Origin of the sequence: Clostridium sp. BJN0013 (assembly GCF_040939125.1) — a bacterium.
In the GTDB taxonomy this organism is placed as follows: domain Bacteria; phylum Bacillota; class Clostridia; order Clostridiales; family Clostridiaceae; genus Clostridium_B.
The window spans coordinates 830,692-855,310 of the sequence record NZ_CP162495.1; the positions used below are offsets into that span (position 1 = coordinate 830,692).

The window sequence follows — 24,619 nt, forward strand, 5'->3', positions numbered from 1 at the left end:
AAATGAGGGAAATGATTTTCCCTCATTTTTATTTACAATTATTTTAGTGATTAGTTCGTATTTGAGGTGGCTATTTTTTGTATAAATTTTGCCTAAAAAACTAGCATCTATGGTACAATATTCATATAACACTAAAAAAGACTGGAGGTAGTAAATTTTATGAATAGAAATACTCTTAGAACTATAGGAAGTACTGTTGTATTTTCACTTGTTATGTCTTCAGCGATTCCTGCAGCTACTGCAAAGGCTTCAGAAAATCAGTTGAATCAAGTAAGTGGATCTGATAGTTATGGCACTGCAGCAGCTGTTGCTGATTCCAATTGGACGAGCAGTGATAATGTGATCCTTGTATCCGGCGAAAGTTATGCAGATGCTATAAGTGCTGTTGTACTTTCTAAAAAACTTAATGCACCTATACTTTTAACTGGAAATTCTAGTTTAAACAGTACTACAAATGATGAAATAAGTAAATTAAAAGCTAAAAACATATATATATTAGGTGGCGATGGAGTAATATCCCAGAACATAAGAGAACAATTAAAAAGTGAAAATTATAACTTGATTGAACTTGGTGGTAAAAATAGGTACGAAACTAACGCAGCTGTGGCAGCGGAACTTGTTAAGCTTGGAGTAGATCCTTCCAACGTAATGATGACTGGAGGAAGTGGTTTTTCAGATGCCCTTTCTGCAGCACCTGTAGCTGCTGCTAAAGGGGAAATACTCCTTCTTGGTGAAAATGACAATAATGACATATCTTCCGTAGTTGCTTTTGTAAAGAACAACAATTCTAAGGTTACAGTAATAGGCATAGATAACGTTATAAATGAAAGTACTTATAATGGTCTAGGGGCAGTTGAAAGAATAGATGGTGGTTTAGATAGATTCGAAACTAATTTAAATGTACTCAAGGCTTTTTCCAGCGATTTGAAATCCGATAAAATATATGTGGCAAATGCATCTGGAGATAGATATACAGATGCTCTCATAGCTGCATCTGTTGCAGGAATAAACTCATCCCCTTTGGTACTTGTAAATGGAGAGGGGGATTCTGAAACTAAAGATGCACTAAATTATATTAAATCAAAGGCGGATTCTTCTACAGAATTGAATGTAATATCAGAAGATGGTGCGATTTCAGATAGTACTGTTTCTGATATTAAAAATGCAGCTCAGGGAATTGTTAGTGATAGTGAGAGTAATACGGTAAATTCTGTAACTGCAGTTGGGCTTAATCAGATAAAAGTTGTTTTTAATACTGATGTTGATGAAGATTCTGCAGAGAGAACTGCAAATTATGAGATAGATGGTGATTATCTTGGAGTTGTATCTCAGACACAGGCTTCTGCACATCTTCAAGATGATGGTAGAACTGTAGTCATTACATTTAGAAATCCATTTTCTCAAGGGAAAAATGTTACTTTTAAAGTAAAGAACAATGTGCTTGCTGAAGACTCATCTTCCAGTATAACTGAATATGAGAAGGAAGTTAAATTTGAAGAAACTGGATCTCCTTCAATTGAATCAGTTACTGCAGTTGGAGGTAATAAACTGAAAGTAAAATTTTCAGAAGCCATAAGAATGGATGAAGATGATGTATACTCTATGAAGATAAATCAGAGAAGTGTTAAAAACTATGGCCTTGATACTTCCTATACAGAACTTACAGATCAATGTGGAGATTGGGCAGATGGAGTAGACTTCTATTTTAATTCTGCACTTCCTATAGGTAATAATACTTTTAGTGTATCTGATGGAACGTCACAAAGCAAATTTGATAATGCCGCCAATATTCCAATACAAAGCCAATCTAAAAATTTTACAGTTGAATCAGTAGCTGGAAGTCCGCAAGTTGAAGGTGTTACAAGCAACAATGCGGGAATCATATATATAAAGTATAATAGGGCCATGGACACTCAAACTGCTCTCGAGCCTTCAAACTATAAAATAAATGGTACGACTCTAGATGTGGATGATTCCGATGTTACTTTTGATTCTGGTTCAGGAGATAGTGTAGTAAAGATAAAGAATGTAGGAAGCATGCTTGAGCAGGGTACAAATACAATTTTGGCTGAAAATGACATAATGGATACCTATGGAAATCCGATTAATGATACAAATAGTACGCTCTATTATGGAAGTGATAGTGAAAAACCTACAGTTAAATCTGCAAATATTTTGAATGAAGAAACTATAAGAATTAAATTTAGCAAAGATGTTGTCAGGAGTTATGCAACAAATATTGGAAACTATACACTTAAGGATTCAGATGGAAATGATATAAGTTATAAGTTAAACAACGTAAATACTATAACTGTAGATGGAAATAATAACACAACCTTTGATTTGAAATTTGGCGATGGCACCTTGAGTGATTCAAAATATACATTAACTGTAAAAAATGTTATAGATACTGAAGCGAAACCTAATGTAATGGATACCTATACTACTACTTTATCAGGTATGGATAGTGAAGGAGTTACCGTTACAGAGATAGTTAAAAGGGCCGATGACGATCAGGGTGTTACAATGTTTTTTAATCATACTATGGATAATGATTCCATATCCAATAAATCAAACTATGTATACAGAGATGGAACTGGAAAGGTAAAAAGTCTTCCGGGAGGAGCTGATGTAACACCTTCCTATGATGATAAGAGTGTAACTATTGAATTTCCATCAAATTATACTATAGGTGATGGAACTACAGCTAGAGATGTAACTCAAGTTGGAGTTCAAAATGTGGTGGATGCAGATGGTACTTCAATTGATTTAGGTTCATATATAGGTGATATAAGTACAAGTAGCAGCAGCGGACCTAAGATTATAGCGGGTGGTGCTGATATGACTTTCAGCGGCAATAATATAATTGTTAGGGTTGCACTTTCAGCATCGCTAGAATCTCTTGATATAGGTGATTTCAGGGTTGACGGATACAAGCCCGATAGTGGTAGTACAGAGGGGAATGATGTAATACTCATATATAAATCCGGTGTAGATGATGGCGAAAAGGTAGACGGTATAAAAGACTGTGGTGAAAGCACTACTGTAAGTGTGGTAAATAATGGTTCGGTTGATGCTGCAGGCCGTAATATAAGGACTGGTTCTACTAAGGTTTATATACCTCCTGTAACAAAATCTAGTGATTTTGAAGCAGTTAATGCTTCAAATGCAGATACTATAAATATAAAATTTAATCAGGATATAGATAATGCTATACAAAATCTATATGGTGATGACTTTATATTTACGAATCAAACTACAGGGAAGACCCTTACCCCGAATGCTATAAGTATTGACGATGAAACTGTAGTTTATAGGTTCAGTTCAGCATCATTTGATAAAGGCGACAAAATCAAAGTAACTGCTAACAGTAATTCATCAAGCATAAATATAAGAAGTGAAGAACACGATAATGCTGCTTATACCACATATTCACCTTCGAATGATGATTTAAATGGTTATACCATTACTGCAAAATAATATATAAATGGTTAAATTTATAGAATAAAATTTAAATGACAAGTCATGACCACCCCTAGAATGAGGTTGTAATATAAAAGTAGACATAGGTATTAACCATCTGTTGTCTACTTTTTTTCATGTAAATAAATACAAGCATATAGGAAAAGAAAATAAAACTTATACTAATCTAGTAAAAAATCAATGGAATGCAAAAAACCGTTAGAAATTGTAGTATTTGATATGATGAAAATAGGTCAGGGCAACATAATGTATGAATGGACATATATTTTAGATACCTTTAACAACGAAATTATTTCTCATCATATTTCTACTAAATAATTAGTTAGTTTGATCTAAATAGTAAAAGCAATAGATATAGGAATTCAGCCTACCTTGTAATAGTGTCATAATTTGAATTTTTACCATCTATACTTATTATAAGTCTGTGGGGAAGGCATACGATGTTTTCCCCGGGTTCCGATATCCACCCTTTTTTTACGCATATTTTATCAGGGCAATTTGCATCTGTAATGCGAATCCTCCCTTTTTCCACCTTTATTTTATTAAAATCATTCTCCTTATATTTTATAATAAATTCCTCACTGTTTTTAACAGTATTTAAATTGATAGTCTTTATAAGTTTGCCATCTTGTTTTATCAGGGCAATCCTACTGGAACTTTCCGTATGGTTTTTGTATATTAAAACTCCTGCAGTACTTATAACAAGCAGTATAATTATAATTAATGCAGCAATCTTATCTCCTTTTTTCATTTGGTTCTCCTCTGTATGGATTCTATATTTTTTATATAGAGAATTGTACTACATTTCAAGTACATTTACAACTTGATAATTTAATCAAGTTGATTCTTAAATTTAAACATATCTTTAGTTTTTTAAAAAATATATTGCAAAAAAACTGTAAAAAGGTATACTTATGTTAAATTAAAATAAAGTATGAGTACTGGGGGAAAGATTATGGAACACATAAATACTAAATATGGAACTTTGAAAGGTTTAAATTATGTAAAGTACTATGAGGATGGCAGTTTAAAGGAATGTACATTAGATAAATTAAATAAACTGGAAACTCCCTATGGACTTTTAATACCTAAGTACGAATATGGTGAAGAAAGGAGTAAATATATCCCTTCTGTTGCTTTTTACAATAGTGGAAGTTTAAAAAAAATTTATTTTGAAAAACAGACTGATGTTAACACTTCTATTGGTATGTTACCAGCTGAACTTATCACATTTTATGAAGATGAAAGTATAAAGAGAATTTTCCCTTTAAATGGGAAAATAACAGGTTACTGGTCCGAAGAAGATGAATACAATCTGGCAGAAGAAATAGAGATTGATGCTTCCATAGGAAAATTAAAAGAGAAGATTATTTCAGTATATTTTTATAAAAGTGGAAGTATAAAGAGCATTACTTTCTGGAGTAAAAATGATATTAAAATAAATTCTCCTTTAGGAGATGTATTTGTGCGTATAGGAGTATCTTTTTATGAAGATGGGAAACTTAAGTCTTTTGAACCTGCAAAACCTACAGATATCTCTACTGAAATAGGTACTATAATGGCTTATGATACCCAGGCTATGGGTATTTACGGAGATTCTAATTCTGTGAAATTTTCTAATGAGGGAAGAGTGGAATCACTTATGACTTCTACAGATACTATAGAAGTGATTAATATAGAAGGAGAAAAGAAATTATACAAACCTCTGTTAAAAGAAAGTGTAATTAATGAAAATTTTATGGAAATTGTACCCTTGAATATAGAATTCTATGAGGATAAAGTAAAATTCAGCAGTGGCATACACCATAAATTTCCTGCTCAATATATTATTAATCAATATAATTTTCATATAAAAAGTTCACCTTTTGAGGGAAGTTCTCCCTGTTCATCCTGTACAGGCTATTAAAATCATGCTATAGTTCTGCTATAATATTTCCCGTTTCTGTAAGGTCATAGCCCCCTATGCCCAGTGGAACTGTATTTTAATTCTCCGCTTCCTATAGGAGAAAATACTTTTACTGTGCCAAATGGAGCGGTAGGGAGTAATTTTGATAGTTCGGCGGGTTTTCCTTTAAGCGGTACTACTGAGAATTTTACAGTAAACTCTGTATCTGTAGATCCTAAAATTCAAAGTATAATCAGTAATAATACAGATACCATTTATGTGGAGTATAACAGGGCTATGGATCAGCAGACAGCTCTTGAACCTACTAATTATACTGTAAATGGAACTATATTAAATGTAGATTCTTCCTGCGTTACTTTTGATACAGGTTCTGATGATGCAGTGGTTGAAATTACTAATATAGGGAATTTGCTTAAATCAGGGAAAAATACAGTGGTGGTAAATGACAATATAGAAGATACCTTTGGAAACTGTCTTAGTCAGACAAGTATGGATTTTTATGTGGTAAAAGATGATGATAAGCCTGAGGTTAGCTCTGCTGTTATTTTTGACCAAGGAACTATAAGAATTCAGTTTAATAAACCTGTTTCTCAAAGCTGTGCTGTAAATAAAGAAAACTATAATATACTGGATTCAAATGGAACAGATATAACTTCTAAAATTAATGATATATATGCAATAACTTTAGATGGAAATAGTAATAGATACTTTGATATTAAATTTGATAAAGGTACATTGAGTGATTCTGGGTATATTCTAACGGTAAAAAATATTATTGATACAAATTCAACTCCAAATACAATGGACGACTACACAACTACTCTTACTAGTGCAGAGGATGAAGGAGTAAATGTTACAGAAATAGTAAAGAGAAGTGATAAACCCCCAGGCTTTAGCTATATTTTTCAACAAAGTTATGGATGAATCCTCTTTGAAAAAGGCTTCAAATTATGTATTTAAAGATGGCAATGGATACATAAGAAATCTCCCAACTAATGCCGTAGTTACTCCGAGCTTAGATGATAAAAGTGTAATTATAGAATTTCCATCCAGTTTTACAATAGGATCTGGAAATGGAGGTACGGGTATTTGTCAGCTGGGAGTTAAAAATGTAAAGGATATAAATGGAAAATTATTAGAACTTGGATCCTATATTGGAAATATAAGTACCGGCTCCGGGGAGGGTCCTGAAATTATAAAAGATGAGGCACAGATTACATGGGATGGTAATGATATAAAAGTGAAAGTTTCTCTCACAGCATCCCTTGATATACTGAGTCTAAATGATTTTAGAGTGGATGGGTATGCCCCTGATAGCGGCTATTGCAGCGGAAGTGATGTAATACTTTTATTTAAATCTGGAATCAAAAATAATGAGAAAATCGATGCCATAAAAGATTCGGGAAGCAGTATCAATCTCAGCGTAGTTAACAACAATTCTGTAGATTCTGCAGGGTGTAACATAAAATCTGGTTCCACGACAGTATATATTCCTCCGATAGCTATGCCTGATTTATGGTCTGCCAGCAGTTCAAATACAGATACTGTAACTGTAGTATTTAATCAAAATATTGATGATGAGATTAAAACTTCTTATGATGATGATTTCATATTCACGAACAGCAGTACAGGAGAGGAATTAACTCCTACTACGGTAAGTATAAATGGAAAAAATGTTATCTACAAATTTAGTAGCGGATCACTAGAACAGGGAGATAACATTTCTATTTGTGCTAACAGCGATAGTTCTAAAATCAACATAAGAAGTGAACAGCATGGTGATTCTGGATATACACTTTATATTCCATCTAGTGATGATTTGGAAGGTAAAACTATTATAGTGGATTAAAGCAAATTTACAATTGTAAAAAAGCCTTTTCCTTACATAGGAAAGAGGCTTTTTTAATTACTGTGACTTGTTATTTATTTTCGATACCTAAATTGTTTAAGGAAGTTGTAAGTCTGGTATATAAACTGTCTATTCCACTGCTTTCATTTGTAATATCTAAACTATCCTCTGTATCTTTGCTCAGCTCCTCAAGTTTATTAACTTCCGTATCTATTTTACCTAAATCTGAATTATCCACTGCATCTTTAAGAGAAATAAGTATATCTGTGCAATTATTTGTATAATTCAAAGATGTATTTATAGTTCCAATTTCAACATCTATACTATCCAAATACTGTTTGTTTAAAGTTTCCAACCCTTCCGGTATTGAAAGGTTTGATACCTCATCTCTCAATGTAGTCAAATTATTTTTATAAGTGGATAGATAGGAGCTGCCCTGTTGAAATGACTGAATTAGTTGTTCAAGCTCCTGAGATACTTCATCAATACTGGATGCAGAATCCAAGTTTGTCATTATGGAAATAATATCATTATATACTTGGGTCAACTGGTTTGAAGCATTACTGTTTTCACTTTTATAGGATTCACAGTGACTTTTTAAATTATTTATATAGTCCTTTTCAAGCTGTGGTACAGCTGACGGGTCTTTTAATAAATACTCCACAGGTAAATCTATGGAACCTATGCCACCTAAAAGAATTATGTTTTTATATGCTTTTTCATCTATAAAAGTCTTTTGATTAGATATGTCACTGCCGTCTGTAAGAATTACAGGTGCATTTAATTTAGAAGCCAGAGCACTTCCAGATAATGCATCGGGAAAGTTTGCACCGCTGGCCAGTACAGCTGTATCTGTATCCAAATTAAAATATTTACATATATTTAGTGAAGTATCATATCTGGTTTGTCCATCTACTCTTATTATGTTGTTGTCTTTTAAAGATGGTACAAGAGATTTTAACTGGTTTATTACTCCATCTTTTACAGAACCTTGTCCACCTATTATGTAAACATCACTAGGATTGATATCTGAAATAAGGCTTTTGGTTTCCTCTGGAAGATAAGCATCTCCTGTCATAAGTATAGGATATCCTCTTGAAGCGGCTACACTGGATATACTTAGGGCATCTGCAAATCCCCATCCATTTGCAATAACTATAGGAGTTCCCTTTTCCACTTTCATGGAATTTATTACAGATTTGTTGGTGTCAAATCTATTTTTTCCTCCAAGCCTTGTAATATTTTTGTAACCTGACTGTTTCATGTAGTTTAGGAATTCGTCACTTATTGATGCAGTGCCTCCTAAAGCGTATAGAGTTCCAGACTTATCTACATGGTTTTTTATGTACTCTATGGCGTCGGAATTTTCACTTAAATCAGTATTTATAAGAAGTATGGGAGCATTATATTTTTTAGATAAAACACTTCCGCCTAATGCATCTGGAAAATCTCTTCCACTGGCAAGTATTATATTCTGCAAATTTCCCTGTTGAAAGTTGTTTGAAATTTTTAAAGAAGTTTTATATCTGTCCAAACCAGCAAATCTCGTCACATTGTATGTAGTTTTGGCATAGGCAATATTGGACATACAAAACATCAAAGCTATTGACACAGCCAATCCTATTGCTTTTTTCATAAAGTTTACATCTCCCTCAATAATAATGTACATTTAAAGTCTATCATAAATATTTAAAATACTATATAAGTAAATTGTGGTAAAATATTTTTAATAATACAGTAATTAAAAATATTGTTGTAAGATTTTACATCATGGCAATTATAATTTTAACTATGGAAAAATACATATAATTGTGGTAAAATCAGTTCATGATTGAAATATTATATTTCTTAAGAAAATATTTTAACATATGGAAGGAGGAAAATATGAATAAGATTAAAATACTTGCTACTGCAGTTGTTCTGAGTTTTTGTACAAGTACTATGGCTTTTGCACAGGGAAATACCTTAGATATTGACAGTTTGATAAGTAACAATATTGACAGTACTTATAAAGTTAAAAATGCTGATATTTCAATACGGCAGGCCCAGAATTCTTATAATAAGGCTGTAAAGAATGCCGGCAGTTCTGGCAGTCAACTTAATGGAGATTTATCAAGTTCTGAAAGATATCAACTTATGAAAACTATAGCAAATGCCCCTAAGGAGGCTAAATTTTCTATCTACAAATATACTAATGAAAAAGAAGTTGCTAAAAATGAAGTTAAATTAGCAGCTTATACAGAATATCAAACTGTTATGAATAGTAAAGATAGCCTGGATTTACAGCAGCAAGAATTTAGTAATGCAGAGGAACAGTATAAAAGTGCACAGCTAAAATTAAATTTGGGAATTATGTCACAGGCAGATGTAAAACAGGCAGAGATATCTTATTATGATGCAAAAGCTCAGCTTAATAAAGCTCAAAGAGAATATGATCTTCAGATTATGAATTTAAATAAGGTGTTTGATATAGATGTATATGTAAAATATGATGTACTTCTAAAGGATAAAATTACAGAATCCCCCTATATAAGAAGTTATGATGATTATGTAAATGATGCACTTAAAAATAGGGCGGAAATTTTAAATAATCAGGAAAATATTAATTTACAAAAATTTGAATTTAATATTATAAGAGGAGTATATCCATCTAAATATGATGCTATGTATAAAATTGGACAGTATAATGTGGAGCAGGCAAATGACACTTTAGATTTGAACAAGATAACTATAACTACTGAGATAAATAACCTTTACAATGATTTGCAAGTTAAATCTAAAATGCTGGATTCTAAAAAAGATACTTTTGCATTAGCACAGAGAAATTATGATACTGCTCTGGCAAAGTACAATGCAGGAGTATTGAGTAAAATAGATTTTGATTCACAGTCTGTAAATCTTAAATCTGCCCAAAATGACTTAAAATCACTTCAAAGAGATATATGGATGGCACAGTTTAAACTAAATCTTGCCTGCGGTATTGGAAGTGACACATCAAAAATTATTAATTGAGGAGGTAAAAAAATTGAAGAGAAAGTTATGTATAGTAATTGGACTTGCTGTATTTCTTAGTATAGGTACCACCAGCATGGCACAGGCTGATGTAACATCATCTACCAGTACAGCGGATACATCTTCGGCTGTTGGAAATGGTAGTGGAGTTGGTTTCACTTTAGATGATTTGTTAAACAATATAGAAAAAAATAATATACAAATTCAAATGGATGACCAAAAAATACTTCTTTACCAAAGACAGTTTGATAGGGATAAACAAAATGCATCCTTAAGTGATGATAAAAGTTCTATTAATTATCCTAACGGGCAATATGCTGCGGTAAAAATTATGATAGATGTTACACCTAAACTAGATGAACAAAATATTAAAAATGCACAATATGCTAGAGACGATGACTTGGAAAATATAAAGTTTTCTGTAAAGGGAAAGTATCTAGATGCAGTAAATTGTCAGCGTCAGATAAATATTATAAATGCTCAGATAGAAAACATAGATAAACAAATTGAGCAGGTAAATGCTAAAATACAGCAGGGTCAGTTGACTAGTGATGCCCTGCAGTCCCTTGAAGTTCAAAAAAGTAATTTTATAGCTTCACTTAATACGCCAAAAGCCCAGCTTCAGGAATATATGCTAAATATAAAACAGGCCGTAAATATGGATTTAAATATAGATATAACCTTGCAGGAAGTAGAAAATCCATTTGTAGTATTTGACGACAGCAATATACAATCAAAAATTGATCAGGCAGTTAATAACTCCTATGATATTGCTAAAATAACCAATAATATTGCTATACTTAAGATACAGGAAGATATATATAAACAATATTCATATAATGATGCAACAGGAGAAGTAAGTACAGGACTCCAAATACAGCAGGCTGAAAATAACATTTACACCACTCAGCTCCAGAAAAAAGTTGATTTATGGAACGATTATTATACACTTAAAAATAGTGAGGATTCTGTAAATACGGAGCAGATAAAGGTAGATAATGCAGAAATGAATTATAACAATGCCCTTGCAAAAGTTCAGGCAGGTGTTTTAACCAATGTTGAATTGGACTCCTATGCCCTTGCTCTTGAAAGTGAAAAAATAAATCTTAAAAATGCTCAAGACAACTATATGATACTATCAGAAAAATTTCAATATAATCTAACTAAAGATCTGAAGTAAATTTGCCATTTAAAGATATAGAGTTAGTGAAAGTTTTTTACTAATTCTATATCTTATATTTTCTTAGAAAAAATTTCATTAACTATTAACTTTTAGCTATTAATTCTTAACTTTTTATGAATAACCATCAGGATACCTGCTAAATTATAATAAGTATGATAGAATGTACTTGCTTATTTAATGTATAGTTTATAATTGGGAAAATATTGTTTTGTTGTTAATTGATTTAGGGAGGATGGGTTCATGAAATATAAGCTTAAATTAATAAAAGATAAAATAATGAAAAATAAAATTAAAGCACTAGGTTTAGTTGCAGTTATTGTAATAGTAATTGCTGGCTTAGGGTGGTATTTTTATCAAAATAAAACTGATAATTCCAAAAATCCTGCTCAGATTGAAGCCGTTAAGACGGATAAAAAGCTTAATATAACTGAAGATGAAAGTAACACTAAAAAACTTAAAAAGGAAAAAAACATATTAAATGGAAGAATATATACACAAAATAATAAAGTTATAGTAACTATGGTAATTAAAGATGGTATTAGTGATCAGGAAGTAAAGGAGCTGGCACAAAAATATGCTGAAAACATGAAAAAGAAGTATAAAAATATGCCGGTTACTGTAATGGCTGTAAGAGACGATAAAAATGTAGCCAATATAACTATCAAATAAAATTCAGATATGAATCCAAAATTAAGAGTTATAGGTGATTTTCTTCCGTGAAAACTATAGAAAATCCTCCTTAACTCTTGATTTTTCATTTTTAATTCTTAATTGAAAATGTGATTTTTATAATAGAGGGTTTTAAATCATTTCCATCCTTGTCACTGATATTGTATCTTCCATTGCTAAGTACGGTAATAGTATACCTCTCATTAACTTCATAGCCTTCATAAGGTGGATTTATTACTATGGTATCAGGGCTTTCCAATGTAAAAGAAACATCTGCATAGTTTCCACTGCTGTCAGTAACTTTGATGTTATCTGTCATGGTCATGTCTATATTGTTTATTACAGTGTCATCGCTATCATTGGTGATAGTTTTATCCCGTATTGATTTACTAAATTTTATTTTCCAGGCCTTAAAAGGGTCTGTTACAGTACTGTTTGGCATAAATTTTATATCGGGATTTTTTATAATACTGCATTTGTCATCTTTTAAGACCAGGGCAAAGCCGTTGTTAAAAGGGGAAGCACTGTCAAAATCATAAGGAATAAAATTAGAGCCTTGCCTGTCAATGTATCCCCATTTTATATATTTTTTTAACAGAGGTATATAACTTGAATTTTCAATATTTGAAGGGCCGCTATTTTTCTCTACTGCCGCATAGCCTTCATTAAAATCAGAGGCGGCATTAAATATGGGCTCTATAACTACATCTCCTTTAGAGTTTATAAAACCATACTTATTATCTTTTTTTACTTTTGCCATGCCTTCTCTGAAATCATATACCTTATCAAACTGAGATTCATATGTTAATTCTCCTTTAGTGTCTATAAATCCATACTGATTATGGGATAATACAATAGCTTTTCCCTCCTGATAATTATTTATCCAGTCAAGTTCAGGTTTAACAATTGTTTTTCCGTAAGTATTTATAACTCCATATTTTCCATTTTTATTTATTAGAGATAAACCTCCTTGGGTAGGGGTAATGCTGTCGTAGCTTGTATCTAAAATTACACTACCTTTTTTATCAATGGCTCCATATTTATCTCCATTAGATACCTTAATTAAATTCTTATTTAAAGATGATATGCCTGTGTATTTAGGTTCTAAAATCATTTTACCACTCATGTCCGCAAGTCCCCACTTCCCATCTTTTTTTATAGGAACCAATCCTAAAATAGGAGATCTTATCTCATCAAAGTCAAAGGCGGTAAATTCTCCTGTTTTATCTACAAGTCCCCACAGTGTGCCTTTTTGAACAGCGGCATAATTTTCCTGAAAGTCATAGGCATTGTCATATTTACAATCTGAAATTACACTTCCACTATCATCTAAAAATCCATACTTGTTTTCTTTTCTTACTCTCATAAATCCATTTTGAAAATCGTATACAGCATCAAATTGTGGTTCAATAATAAGTTTACCTGTGTTGTTTACCAGTCCCCATTTAGAGCCTGTACTTACAGTTGCTACACCTTTTTCAGAAAAATCTCCTATGTCTTCAAATTCAGGCTGCACTATCACTTTTCCATCTGTGTTTACAATTCCAAGCTTGGATCCTTTGGAAAATTTCGCATATCCGTTTTTAAAGGATGATATGGAAGTAAATTCAGGTTCCGATTTTACTGTACCTTTTTCATCCATTAACCCGTATAAATTGCCTTTTTTAAATTTTGCAAGTCCACTTTCAAAGGAGTATATATTGTCCGCAGATATATTCAGGTCTGAAATTGAATATTTTTTACTGTTTGCTGCCAACACCTGATGGGAATTTAGCTGTAAGCAGCCGAAGACAGACAGAGAAATCAAAATCAAACTAGAGCATTTTTTAAAAGCTTTTCTCAAACTTTTTCCCTCCCAAATATGTTTTTAGGTTATTATACCATATTATTCATTGACAGGGTCTGTAATCCAATATAATTTTTATCCAAATATATACCATAAATTATTCCCAATTATTAATTGTCATCTATTAGTTGCCAGCTGAAAAAATTACCATGGAAATTGCATTTGATTTTATAAAATCCTTATGATATATTTAACTAAGATAATGAAGAGAGTTAGAAGCTAAATTCGTTATTATAAGAAATTGGGAGGTTAATCATGGTAAGAAAAACAGAACAAAATAAAGAAAATACCAGCGAAGAATATGTTTCCACAGTTCTCTCACTTTTAGATGCAGAGGAAAATATAGTTTCAAATGTGCAAAAAGAGATTTTTGAAGATGAGATAAAAGAATTGCCCCCAATAAAAGAGGGAGAGCTTAATGTAACAGGTATGTATGTTTATGATGGGGAAGATAAACTTGAAGTTAAAATATATATAAGAAATGGTCTTTCATACAACTTGAACTTGGATATAATTCCTTTTGTAATTACAAACTCTAAAGGAAAAGTTTTAGCATCTCAGGAATTTAATCTGGCATCCCTTGGAACACTGCCTCCTCATTCAGCTAGGCCATTAAAACTTTACTTTGATAAGAAAAATGTTAAAGTGGACAAAATACCTGAAGATGACTGGCAGATTGCCTTAAATGGTAAATTTAATATAACTTCAAAAGTTAAACCTATATATGAGGGACTTCCAGAAGGTATAACTGTAAATGATAAGCTTGTTTTTGATAAGTTCTTAGATGAGTTGCCAGATCTGGAAGAGGGAGAGTTTTCTATATCCACTTTCAGTATAGGACTTCAAAAAAACGGCAACATATTAGTTACGGCTGTAATGAGAAATTCTACAAATAAACCAATTACTATTGATAAAATACCTATGACAGTAGTAGATAATAAAAAAAGAGCTGTTAAGTCAGAAAAATTTGTGCTGGAGAATTTTACAGTAAGCCCTCATAGAGCCAGAATATGCAATTTTGCCTTTCCAACTAACGTATATCCGGAGGAAGATACTTCATTAAGTGACTGGTCTGTGATTTACAAGCTGGTAAAAATAAATGGAGGCAAAAATATTAAGGCTGTGAAACCCAAAAAATAAAATTGAAAAATCAAGAGGTTATCCTAAAGGTATTCATTTTAGGATAACCTTTTTTATTTCCAAATTTTAAGTAAATGCATTCGATGATATCTATTTCTTATATACATATTAAAAAAATTCAAAACTATACGACTATAAAATTATAAATATTTAGAAAATAATTATGTTTATGTATAAATTTTCTATAAATGGTTGGAAAACAATTATCTTTATAGTATAATAATAGTGTAATTGTATCAAATTTGTGAAATAATAAATTATTCAATAAATATATTGAATTTTAAATTATAAAAAATATAAATAAGGAGGGAGCTATGTGAAGAAAAAAGGTAAGAAAATTTTATCTGTGTGTAGTATAGCATCATTATTGATAGCTAGCTCAGCAGTCTCCACAGCTGTAGAAGCCGTGGATTCATCATCTATTATAAGAATAGGTGGAACTGACAGGTATGAAACAGCTGCAAAAATTGCTGAAGCAGGATGGAGTTCTTCGAATTATGCAATAGTGGCAAATGGAGAAGGTTATGCAGATGCACTTTGTGCAGTTCCGCTGGCAAAAGCTAATGATGCACCTATATTACTTACCACAAGTAGCGATAGTTTAAATCAAAACACATTAAATGAATTAAAAAGTTTAAAAGTTAACCATGTAATTGTAGTTGGTGGAACAGGGGTAGTATCCGACAGTGTAGTAGACAGCATAAAGACACAAGTTAAATCTGATGTAGAAAGATTAGGTGGACAAGATAGGTATGAAACCTCTGTAAAAATAGCCGAAAAGCTGGGCTCCACTAGTAAGATAGTTGTTGCCAGTGGAGAAGGATATGCAGATGCACTTTCAGCAGCTTCTGCTGCAGCTATAGAGGAAATGCCGATACTTTTGACGAGAAGTACCATTTTACCTGATGTAACATCAAATTACATAACATCAAATTCTCAAATAACTAAAACTTATGTAATAGGTGGCACTGCTTCTGTAAGTGACTCAGTTGCAAACTCACTTAAATCTGTAGAGAGATTTGGCGGGGCTGATAGATATGAGACAAATGCAGATGTTATAGAAGGATTTGCTTCAGACTTTAAGTTCAACAATATTTATGCGGCACTTGGAAATGGACCGATAGGCAATGAATTTGCAGATGCCCTTACAGGAGGAGCACTGGCTGCCAAGAACAAAAATCCTCTGGTTATAACTGGACAAACCTTAAGTTCCTCAACTAAGCAGCTTCTTAAAGGCAAGGTATATAAAAGTGCAACTATAACAGTAATAGGCGGAACTGCTAACATATCCGATACACTAGCACAGGAAATGAAAGATGCATTTGGAGCATCATCATCTGGCGGCGGTGGCGGCGGTGGTGGCTCAAGTTCCAGCTATACAAATATTACTTCTAATCTTAAAAGTGGTAAAGGGATATTAGGGGCTAAGTATACTTCTTATAAAGAGAAAATAAACAATAATAGTAAATATAACAAGTACTTTAAAATAGATAGCAACGCATCAGATGATTCTAACTATATAAATGTAGATTTACAAAGTAAGGGACAGGATATAAATAATTTATCAGATGTATTCAAAAAAGCTCAAAGTAGATACAGCATTGATGAAAATGGGAATATAACTGATACTGCTAAATTTAATGCGGATATAGACAAAATTAATGATAAATTATCAGCTGGTTTTAACAATGTTACAATAAATGGTGATCCAATAACAACATTTTTAGGAAGCCTTGGCTCACAATATTTTGATTCAAATGGAAACTTAGTGGCAGATAAAATTCAAGCTGTAATTGAGTCACATTCAGATGATATGGAAGATGCATATGAGCAATTTAAAACAGATGTAAATAATCAGATAGATAAATATTTTACAGATAATGCCCAAGGTCAAGCATTGGCAAATAAAGATCCAGAATTGACTTATGATGAGGATATACAAATAAATAGAATTGTCAAGGGTAATTCTAGTGAAGTATTTGATGCAAGTCAGGGCTATAAATTAGCAGTAGAAGAATTGGTAAATAAATTGGTGTTCCCAAGTTATGAAAGTGATGATTTTTATATAGACACATATAAAGTATATTTAACGGGCGGAGATTATATAAATATAAAAGTTAATCCTTTTTCTGAATAATAGCATTTAAAGTAACAATAGAACTCAGGCTAACCCCTGAGTTCTATTGATAGAAAGGAGTTACTTATGGCTAAAAAAAGTAAAATATTATTAAATAGCATATTAAGCATTTTTCTAGTGACATCAGTAAATATAATTTCACCTAAAACGGCATTTGCTACTTCTAAAAGGTTGTGGGGACAGAATAGATATGAGACTTCTACAGCAGTGTCAAAAAGTGGATGGACAACTTCCGATTATGTAATTCTTGCCAGTGGTGAAGGCTATGCGGATGCTCTTTGTGCTGCCCCTATTGCAAAAAAGTACGGTGCACCGATACTTTTAACTGAAAGTGGCAATTTGGACCAGACAGTAAAGGAGGAAATAACAAGGTTAAAAGCCAAGTACATAATAGAAATAGGTGGAACGGCTTCCATATCACAATCTATTGAAGACCAATTGAAATCCATGTCACTGGATGTTCAGCGTTTAGGTGGACAGAATAGATTTGAAACCTCTGTAACTGTTGCAAAGGCACTTGGAACTATTGATAAGATAGTGATAACTTCGGGATATGGTTTTGCAGATGCCCTTTCCATAGCACCTATAGCTGCTAGCCAGAACATTCCAATACTTTTAACTGGAGCAGATTCTCTACCAGATGCAGTGCAGAGTTATATAGATAAAAATAAAGATTCCATAAAGGATTCTTACATAATAGGTGGACAGGGTGTTATAAGTGACAGTGCAATTTCAACATTACCTCAATCTGTCAGAATAAGTGGGCAAAATAGATTTGAGACTAACGTAAAGGTACTGGATTATTTTAAAGGCAGTATTGATTTTGATAATTTATATATAGTTCAAGCTGACGGCCCTACAGGGAATGAATTTGCAGATGCCCTTTCTGGTTCTGCACTGGCAGCTAAAACTTCCTCCCCTATAATATTGACTTACAATAGTATGTATTCAGGAACAGAAGACTTTATAAAATCCAATGTATCAAAAGATGCCAGCATCACAGCTATTGGAGGAATAGCTGCAGTTCCAGAAAGCTTGGTAAGTTCACTTCAGCAGATTGTATCTCAAATTTCTACATCAGGCAGCAGCGGTAGTACTAGTGGCGGCAGCAGTGGAGGAGGATCTTCTTCTGGTTCGGATTCTGATTATGATACTTTGAGTTCAGCTTTGAGCAAACTTAAGACTGTAGATACCTCAGGAATGAATGATACACAAAAAGAAATAATATCAGACACTATAACTGCTGTAAGTAAGTATTTAGCAGATACTAATTATGATTACAGTGAAGATGCAAAAAATATAAAAGCACTTTATAGCAGTCTTTCGGATTCTGATAGAAATGACCTTCAAGCTGCTGTAGTAAATTCAGGAATTAGTACTTCAGAAATTCTTATACTTAGTAGTAAATTTGGATTATAGGCTGAGCCATTTTTGTTAACAATTAGTGACAATTATAAATTTATAAATAAGTTATCTAAAATATGATATAATAAATATGATATTTCTAGGTAACTTATAAATTTTTAAGCTTCATTTTAATATAGATATAAGTTTCATAGTATTTATACTAATTTAGACAATTTTAAAACACCGTCGTGGAATTTAAATTTTGGAGAGAAAAGATATGAAAAAATTAATAAAGAGTAAAAGAAATCTAGCTTTACTTATAAGTATACTTTTGATTTTGTTGGTGGCAATTTTTGTAAAACAGATTTTTTGGAATTCATCCTATAGTTCATCTGAGTATAAATTTTCGGTACAGCTTTTATCTCTATTTGATTTTGAATTATCCTCCTCAATATCTAAAATAGGAAGATAGTAGTCATTATAAGCTTTTTCCCTGTAACTATTCTGAGTTATTTCCAACATGGCATTTGACACGGCATCTATTAAAAATAAAGAACCATTGTATGCAGTTATCACCTGCCTTTGTCCTCCCACTCTGTCATGAATTGGAAAACCTGTCCTTATGAGCTTTACCCCAAGTTTCTTTGCCATTCTCCTTCCATCTGAATTGCCTATCATTAAATTGATATTAAATCTTTTAGCATAACTTTCCATAGTTTCAAAATCAGTATCATCAAGTACTATGGAATCCTCTTTCTGAGCCTTCAACTCCTCCTTAAGCATTTTCTTCAAAATAGGATTTCTAGAACCTGTACCTGCCACTTTCACAAGTATTCCATTTTCCACACAAAGCCTTGCTGTAGAGAGTAAAAGTTCAGGTTCTCCATATAATACAACTCTTGCTTCTCCGGTATATTTATGATTGTCTATCATGGCATCTAAATATCTTCCTTTCTTTAATCTCATTCATGGAGTCCTTTAAACTTGCAGCAGCAGATATAGTTAAAGTTACTTTCTTTGTTGATGTGTCAGATTTCTTTGTGTCTGAGCTGCCGGTAGTATTGCCGCAGCCCACTGAAAAAAATACAATTAGTAAAAATAAAATTGAGGATAAAATTTTTTTAGTTCTGTTCAAATTAATGACCTCCTTAAATTTAAAAATTATATTACCATAACAAAACATAACATTACATGTTATAACTTAATTTACATCTATTTTTTTTAATGTAATATTATGTATCATAGCATACTTATGATTATATATTCAAATAAAGTGTTAATCAAGACTTTTTTGGACAACTTATTATTAAATTTGCAAAATAACATGTTCTAATTGTCAAATTGCAAAATAAATAGTCTTTTTAAAATCCGATTGGCAATTTGAAATCATTCTGGAAATGTGCTAAAATTTAAGAGTTATTATAAATCACGAGTGTTGATTATCCAAAATACGTAAATAAAAAGGTATGAAAATGAGGTCATCCTATGGTAATATTAATTTGCTGAGAAAAAATACTACTGTTTAGGAGAGTGACCTCATGAGAAATAATACCACTATATTTGATATATTTCAAACACTTTTAAAAAAAGAAGAAGTAATTACAGTATGTGCGGTTTTAGGCTATAAGGATACATCAAGAAAATTCACAGTATATGATTTGTTTCAATTTTTTATAATGATTGCCTTCTTGTGACCGCGACGTTTTCTTAAACGAAGATAGCGGTTGCGAATTTCAGGATGCTTTTCACTTTTTACCACAGAATTAGCGCATTGGACTAAAAGTGGTTTGATATAGCATCCGGCTTTGGAAACCCGGACAGATTTTTTCTTTCCTGCACTTTCATTGTTGGTAGGTGTAAGACCAGCCCATGAGCATAAGTGTTTCGCCGAAGGAAAAGCCTCCATGTTGACACCAATCTCTGAAATGACAGTGATTGCAGAGAAAGGATTACTAAAAGATGGTGCGGTTAGAATTAGATCGAGTTCTTGCTGATAGGGACTGGCGAGCGCAAGAATCAGTTTTTCTAACTCTGCTTTCCGGGATTCCAAATCCTCAAAATGTCTTTTGATAATCTTTAATTTACCAGCCTGTTCTGGTGTAATAAACCCATCAATGGCGAGCTCCAATTCGGGAATTTTGTTTCTCATAGAGCCATGAATTAAAGGTTCTAAATCAAAAGAAGTATCAAGAGGATTTTCGAGAATCTTATCCAGAATTTTTTTAGAACTTTTACCAAAAGTGTCCGAAACAACGTTTCCCAATTGAATGTTGGAAACCGTGAGACAGTTTTGGAGACGGTTCTTCTCACTGGACATAAAGCAGGTTAGTTTGTAACGATAGCGCATAAGGTCACGAAGCTGACGGATATCAGCAGGAGGCATAAAGCTACCGGCAACAAGATCGTGCTTAAACAGGTCAGCAATCCATTTCGCATCTTTCTTGTCAGTTTTATTACCACGAATAGCCTTAACATATTTAGGATGTGCAAGTACAATAGAACACCATTTTCTAAAATATTGTAGGCTGGAATCCAGTACTTACCAGTAGATTCCATGCAAACATCCTTACAATTGGAATCAAGCAGCCATTGTAACAGCTCTTTCAAACCTTTGGTATAGGTAGAAAAGCGATGGCTCTTGTAAGTGGTAACACCACAAGAATTAGTGCTTGCAATACAAGCAACTACAAAAGTTTTGTGGACATCAATACCACAACATGTTTTATAGATAATTTTTAAAGCCATAGGGACTCCTTTCTGAACTAAAAAGTTCTAAAGAATAATAGGGGAAAACGGCATTGACTGATAGCCTAGCATTTAAACGAGATTGTTTAAACAAAGATAAGGTTACGTGCTCAAAAGACACACTTATTTGTGCTTGAAAAGGCTATCTACACATATAATCATTCGGTCATCTGACAAATCAGACAGCCCACTCACCTCCCCGTGATTTGTAGCATACCGAAATCCCTATGACTTAATAATAGAATAGAAACTCGCTCAAAGCCAGCATTTTTCATCACGTTTTGTGCCTTGAGCGAAGCGAAAGGAATGGATATAATCATGGTAAAAAAACAGAATACAATAAAGAAAACACCAGTAAAGAGTATGTTTCCACAGTTCTCTCACTTTTAGATGCAGAGGAAAATATAGTTTCAGATGTGCAAAAAGAGATTTTTGAAGATGAAATAAAAGAATTACCCCCTATAAAAAAAGGACATCTTAATGTATCGGGTGTATATGTTTATGAAGCAGAAGATAAGCTTGAAGTTAAAATATATGTAAGAAATGGTCTTTCACATAATCTGAACCTGACTAAAATACCTTTTGTAATTAGAAATTCTAAAGGAGATATTTTAGCATCCCAGGAATTCAATTTAGCATCTCTTGGAACACTGCCTCCTCGTTCAGCTAGACCATTGAAACTCTATTTTGATAAGAAAAATGTTAAGGTAGATAAAATACCTGAGGATGATTGGCATATTGCTTTAAATGGTAAATTTGTTATAACTTCAAAAATCAGACCTATATATGAAGGCCTGTCAGAAGAAATAACTGTAAAAGACAAACTAGTTTTTGACAAATTCTTAGATGAGTTGCCAGAAATGGAAGAGGGACAATTTTCTATATCTACCTTCAGTATTGGGCTTCAAAAAAACGGCAATATACTTGTTACAGCTGTAATGAGAAATGCCACAAATAAACCAATTACTGTTGATAAAATACCTATGACCGTGGTGGATGCTAAAAAAAGAGCTGTTAAGTCGGAAAAATTTGTACTGGAGAATTTTACAGTAAACCCTTATAGAGCCAGAGTATGTAACTTTGCATTTCCAACTAATGTACATCCTGAAGAAGATACAGCCTTAAACGACTGGTCAGTAGCTTACAAATTGGTAGATATAAATGGAGGGAAAAATATTAGAAGAAGAAAATAGAGAAGTTGTAGATTAAATGAGTTTTTATAGATTTTTAACAAAGGTTATCCTGAAATATTAATTTTGGGGTAACCTTTTTTATTTTTAGTTTTAAATAAATACTATAAAAAAAAATTAAAACTATACGACTATAAAATTATGTATATATTCTATGCAGATTTGAGAAAATAATTATTTATATGTATAAATTTTCTGTGAACAGTTGGAAAAGAAGCATCTTTATGGTATATTTATGGTATAATAATATATGTTAAATTTAAACTAAGAGTCTAAAGCTGTCATTTGGTGTGAATGGTTTACTCACCTGACTGTAAGGAGGATGAGTTTCATTATAAAAATATAGTAGGAGGGATTTATATGAAGAAAAAAGGTAAAAAAATTTTATCTGCTTGCAGTATAGCATCATTATTAATAGCTAGTTCAACAGTTTCCATAAATGTAAAAGCTGCAGATCCATCATCTGATGGTGTAGACAGGCTGGGTGGTGCAGACAGGTATGAAACAGCAGCAAAGGTTGCACAGGCAGGGTGGCAGTCATCTGATTATGCAATACTGGCAAATGGAGAAGGGTATGCAGATGTCCTATGTGCTATTCCTCTGGCAAAAGCTAAGGATGCTCCGGTGCTGCTAACCACAGGAGGCAGTTTAAATGAAAATGCACTAAATGAATTAAAAAGCTTAGATGTTAAACATGTAATTGTAGTTGGAGGAACAGGGGTAGTATCAGATAATGTGATAAACAGCATAAAATCACAGGGAATATCTGATGTAGAAAGAATAGGTGGACAAGATAGGTATGAAACTTCTGTAAAAATAGCTGGGCGGCTAGGAGTTGTTACTAAGGCAACTATCGCCAACGGTGAAGGATATGCCGATGCACTTTCAGCAGGTCCTGCTGCAGCCATAGAAGGAATGCCAATACTTTTGACAAGAGGCACCAGTTTACCAGATGTAACAGTAAATTACATAAAATCACACTCTCAAATAACTAAAACTTATGTAATAGGGGGGACTGCTTCTGTAAGTAATTCCATTGAAAATTCACTTCCATTTCCAAAGAGATTAGAAGGATCGGATAGATATGAAACAAATGTAGCAGTACTAACTGAATTTGCTTCAGATTTTAGTTTTAAAAATGTTTATATGGCGCTAGGAAATGGTCCAACAGGAAATGAATTTGCAGATGCCCTTATAGGAGGAGTTCTGGCAGCTAAGCTTAAAAATCCTCTCATAATAACTGGAAAAACTTTAAGTTCCTCTACCCTGAAGTTTATTGAGTCAAAAGGATATAAAGGATGTACTCTTACAGTAATAGGTGGAACTGCTAATATACCTAATTCATTGGCTAATTATACAAATATTACTTCAATAGTAAAGGCTAACTCTTCTTATGAAGAACTTGTAAGTAGTATAAATGGCAGTCAATACTTTACTATAGAGGATGATGACTCCAGTACTATAAATGTACAATTAAAGAAGGATAACGTAAATTCTATTGAAGGTATATTTGAAGAGGCTGAAGATAGATATAATAGTACAGGCAGTGTAGATGAACAGCAGATAAGAGACGATGTGGACAAAGTTAATGATAAATTGGACATACTATATAACAAAAATATAACAGTAAAAGTTGATGGAAGTACTAAAAGCTTAGCTGCATTTTTTGGAAGTTTGGGTTCTAGATATTTTGATAGTGAGGGTAAATTGGATGCAGATGCCATAGTAACTCAAATAGAGAAAAAGCTTGGAAGTACTTATGATTATAATGATTTTAGGACAGATTTGATTGAAAAAATAGATTATTATTTTCATAATAATTCATCATCACCAGAAAGTTCATTAGATCTTAAAGTTATGGGATTTGAAGTAAATAGTATTAAAAAAGGAAATTCTGTTTTATATAAATCTAACTACATTGCAAAAGTTGCTGCCAAAAAATTAGTACATTTATTGATGCCGGCTAAAGGAACCGATATTACAGGAACGTATACTATTTATGTAGATGGAAGTAGTTATGTTAGAGTAAAGGTTATTCCTAAAAGCAACTAAATAGGTACTAAATTATATATTAATTTAAGGTTAATTAAAGTATAGAACTCAGGTTTTTAA

Annotated in this window: 19 protein-coding genes and 1 pseudogene; 14 read left to right on the plus strand and 6 right to left on the minus strand. The window is 32.5% G+C overall.

Translation table 11 applies throughout. The annotated features are described in order from the left end of the window. The first annotated feature begins 159 nt into the window (after nucleotides 1-159). Together AB3K27_RS04395 and AB3K27_RS04400 are read left to right on the plus strand one after the other, a co-directional pair. Nucleotides 160-3,480, plus strand: a complete 3,321-nt coding sequence (locus AB3K27_RS04395) for a cell wall-binding repeat-containing protein (RefSeq protein ID WP_368490037.1) — start codon at nucleotides 160-162, stop codon at nucleotides 3,478-3,480. Between the two features lie 183 nt (nucleotides 3,481-3,663). Then, the gene (locus AB3K27_RS04400; protein WP_368490038.1) at nucleotides 3,664-3,801 is read left to right on the plus strand and encodes a hypothetical protein; all 138 of its coding nucleotides are present in this window, start codon (nucleotides 3,664-3,666) and stop codon (nucleotides 3,799-3,801) included. Nucleotides 3,802-3,850: 49 nt separating this feature from the next. On the opposite strand, the gene AB3K27_RS04405 is transcribed toward AB3K27_RS04400, so the two are convergent. Continuing rightward, nucleotides 3,851-4,234 (minus strand): NusG domain II-containing protein, encoded by a 384-nt coding sequence (locus AB3K27_RS04405; protein WP_368490039.1) that lies wholly within the window; start codon nucleotides 4,232-4,234, stop codon nucleotides 3,851-3,853. A gap of 204 nt (nucleotides 4,235-4,438) precedes the next feature. Here AB3K27_RS04405 and AB3K27_RS04410 point away from each other — a divergent pair, with 204 nt between their 5' ends. The 3 genes from AB3K27_RS04410 (at nucleotide 4,439) to AB3K27_RS04420 (ending at nucleotide 7,238) form a co-directional block, all read left to right on the plus strand. Beyond that, nucleotides 4,439-5,389, plus strand: coding sequence for a hypothetical protein (locus AB3K27_RS04410; protein ID WP_368490040.1), 951 nt, complete (start codon nucleotides 4,439-4,441; stop codon nucleotides 5,387-5,389). A gap of 114 nt (nucleotides 5,390-5,503) precedes the next feature. After that, nucleotides 5,504-6,313 carry a hypothetical protein gene (locus tag AB3K27_RS04415; RefSeq protein WP_368490041.1) on the plus strand — a complete coding sequence of 270 codons (810 nt, stop codon included), beginning with the start codon at nucleotides 5,504-5,506 and terminating at the stop codon, nucleotides 6,311-6,313. A 7-nt stretch (nucleotides 6,314-6,320) separates the two neighbouring features. Continuing rightward, nucleotides 6,321-7,238 (plus strand): hypothetical protein, encoded by a 918-nt coding sequence (locus tag AB3K27_RS04420; protein WP_368490043.1) that lies wholly within the window; start codon nucleotides 6,321-6,323, stop codon nucleotides 7,236-7,238. A 70-nt stretch (nucleotides 7,239-7,308) separates the two neighbouring features. Here the strand turns inward: AB3K27_RS04420 and AB3K27_RS04425 are convergent, their stop codons facing one another. Next, on the minus strand, nucleotides 7,309-8,874 hold the full coding sequence (locus tag AB3K27_RS04425; protein ID WP_368490044.1) for a cell wall-binding repeat-containing protein: 1,566 nt from the start codon (nucleotides 8,872-8,874) through the stop codon (nucleotides 7,309-7,311). A gap of 248 nt (nucleotides 8,875-9,122) precedes the next feature. Here AB3K27_RS04425 and AB3K27_RS04430 point away from each other — a divergent pair, with 248 nt between their 5' ends. The 3 genes from AB3K27_RS04430 to AB3K27_RS04440 all read left to right on the plus strand — a co-directional run bounded on the left by AB3K27_RS04430 (nucleotide 9,123) and on the right by AB3K27_RS04440 (nucleotide 12,102). After that, nucleotides 9,123-10,250 carry a TolC family protein gene (locus AB3K27_RS04430; RefSeq protein WP_368490045.1) on the plus strand — a complete coding sequence of 376 codons (1,128 nt, stop codon included), beginning with the start codon at nucleotides 9,123-9,125 and terminating at the stop codon, nucleotides 10,248-10,250. Nucleotides 10,251-10,263: 13 nt separating this feature from the next. Continuing rightward, the gene (locus AB3K27_RS04435; RefSeq protein WP_368490046.1) at nucleotides 10,264-11,430 is read left to right on the plus strand and encodes a TolC family protein; all 1,167 of its coding nucleotides are present in this window, start codon (nucleotides 10,264-10,266) and stop codon (nucleotides 11,428-11,430) included. A 243-nt stretch (nucleotides 11,431-11,673) separates the two neighbouring features. Next, on the plus strand, nucleotides 11,674-12,102 hold the full coding sequence (locus AB3K27_RS04440; RefSeq protein WP_368490047.1) for a hypothetical protein: 429 nt from the start codon (nucleotides 11,674-11,676) through the stop codon (nucleotides 12,100-12,102). A 91-nt stretch (nucleotides 12,103-12,193) separates the two neighbouring features. On the opposite strand, the gene AB3K27_RS04445 is transcribed toward AB3K27_RS04440, so the two are convergent. Then, the gene (locus AB3K27_RS04445; RefSeq protein ID WP_368490048.1) at nucleotides 12,194-13,945 is read right to left on the minus strand and encodes a WG repeat-containing protein; all 1,752 of its coding nucleotides are present in this window, start codon (nucleotides 13,943-13,945) and stop codon (nucleotides 12,194-12,196) included. Between the two features lie 258 nt (nucleotides 13,946-14,203). Here AB3K27_RS04445 and AB3K27_RS04450 point away from each other — a divergent pair, with 258 nt between their 5' ends. The 3 genes from AB3K27_RS04450 to AB3K27_RS04460 all read left to right on the plus strand — a co-directional run bounded on the left by AB3K27_RS04450 (nucleotide 14,204) and on the right by AB3K27_RS04460 (nucleotide 18,644). Next, nucleotides 14,204-15,088, plus strand: coding sequence for an SLAP domain-containing protein (locus AB3K27_RS04450; RefSeq protein WP_368490049.1), 885 nt, complete (start codon nucleotides 14,204-14,206; stop codon nucleotides 15,086-15,088). A gap of 316 nt (nucleotides 15,089-15,404) precedes the next feature. Further along, nucleotides 15,405-17,225 carry a cell wall-binding repeat-containing protein gene (locus AB3K27_RS04455; RefSeq protein WP_368490050.1) on the plus strand — a complete coding sequence of 607 codons (1,821 nt, stop codon included), beginning with the start codon at nucleotides 15,405-15,407 and terminating at the stop codon, nucleotides 17,223-17,225. Between the two features lie 66 nt (nucleotides 17,226-17,291). After that, nucleotides 17,292-18,644 (plus strand): cell wall-binding repeat-containing protein, encoded by a 1,353-nt coding sequence (locus AB3K27_RS04460; protein ID WP_368490051.1) that lies wholly within the window; start codon nucleotides 17,292-17,294, stop codon nucleotides 18,642-18,644. Between the two features lie 309 nt (nucleotides 18,645-18,953). Here AB3K27_RS04460 and AB3K27_RS04465 read toward each other — a convergent pair whose 3' ends face one another. After that, nucleotides 18,954-19,538 (minus strand): nitrogenase component 1, encoded by a 585-nt coding sequence (locus AB3K27_RS04465; protein ID WP_368490052.1) that lies wholly within the window; start codon nucleotides 19,536-19,538, stop codon nucleotides 18,954-18,956. Then, nucleotides 19,489-19,707, minus strand: coding sequence for a hypothetical protein (locus tag AB3K27_RS04470; RefSeq protein ID WP_368490053.1), 219 nt, complete (start codon nucleotides 19,705-19,707; stop codon nucleotides 19,489-19,491). Before AB3K27_RS04470 ends, AB3K27_RS04465 begins: the two co-directional genes overlap by 50 nt. A 403-nt stretch (nucleotides 19,708-20,110) precedes the next feature. Here AB3K27_RS04470 and AB3K27_RS04475 point away from each other — a divergent pair, with 403 nt between their 5' ends. Next, complete coding sequence (locus AB3K27_RS04475; RefSeq protein WP_368490054.1) at nucleotides 20,111-20,266, plus strand: hypothetical protein; 156 nt, start codon at nucleotides 20,111-20,113, stop codon at nucleotides 20,264-20,266. Here the strand turns inward: AB3K27_RS04475 and AB3K27_RS04480 are convergent. Continuing rightward, a pseudogene (locus tag AB3K27_RS04480) lies at nucleotides 20,248-21,317 on the minus strand (IS110 family transposase); the annotation flags it as partial. The gene AB3K27_RS04475 and the pseudogene AB3K27_RS04480 sit on opposite strands and share 19 nt — an antisense overlap. A 281-nt stretch (nucleotides 21,318-21,598) precedes the next feature. Here AB3K27_RS04480 and AB3K27_RS04485 point away from each other — a divergent pair. Both AB3K27_RS04485 and AB3K27_RS04490 read left to right on the plus strand, forming a co-directional pair. Next, nucleotides 21,599-22,510, plus strand: a complete 912-nt coding sequence (locus AB3K27_RS04485; RefSeq protein ID WP_368490055.1) for an SLAP domain-containing protein — start codon at nucleotides 21,599-21,601, stop codon at nucleotides 22,508-22,510. A 357-nt stretch (nucleotides 22,511-22,867) separates the two neighbouring features. After that, a complete protein-coding gene (locus AB3K27_RS04490; RefSeq protein ID WP_368490056.1) occupies nucleotides 22,868-24,559 on the plus strand; it encodes a cell wall-binding repeat-containing protein in 1,692 nt (563 codons plus the stop codon). The last annotated feature ends 60 nt before the right edge of the window (nucleotides 24,560-24,619 follow it).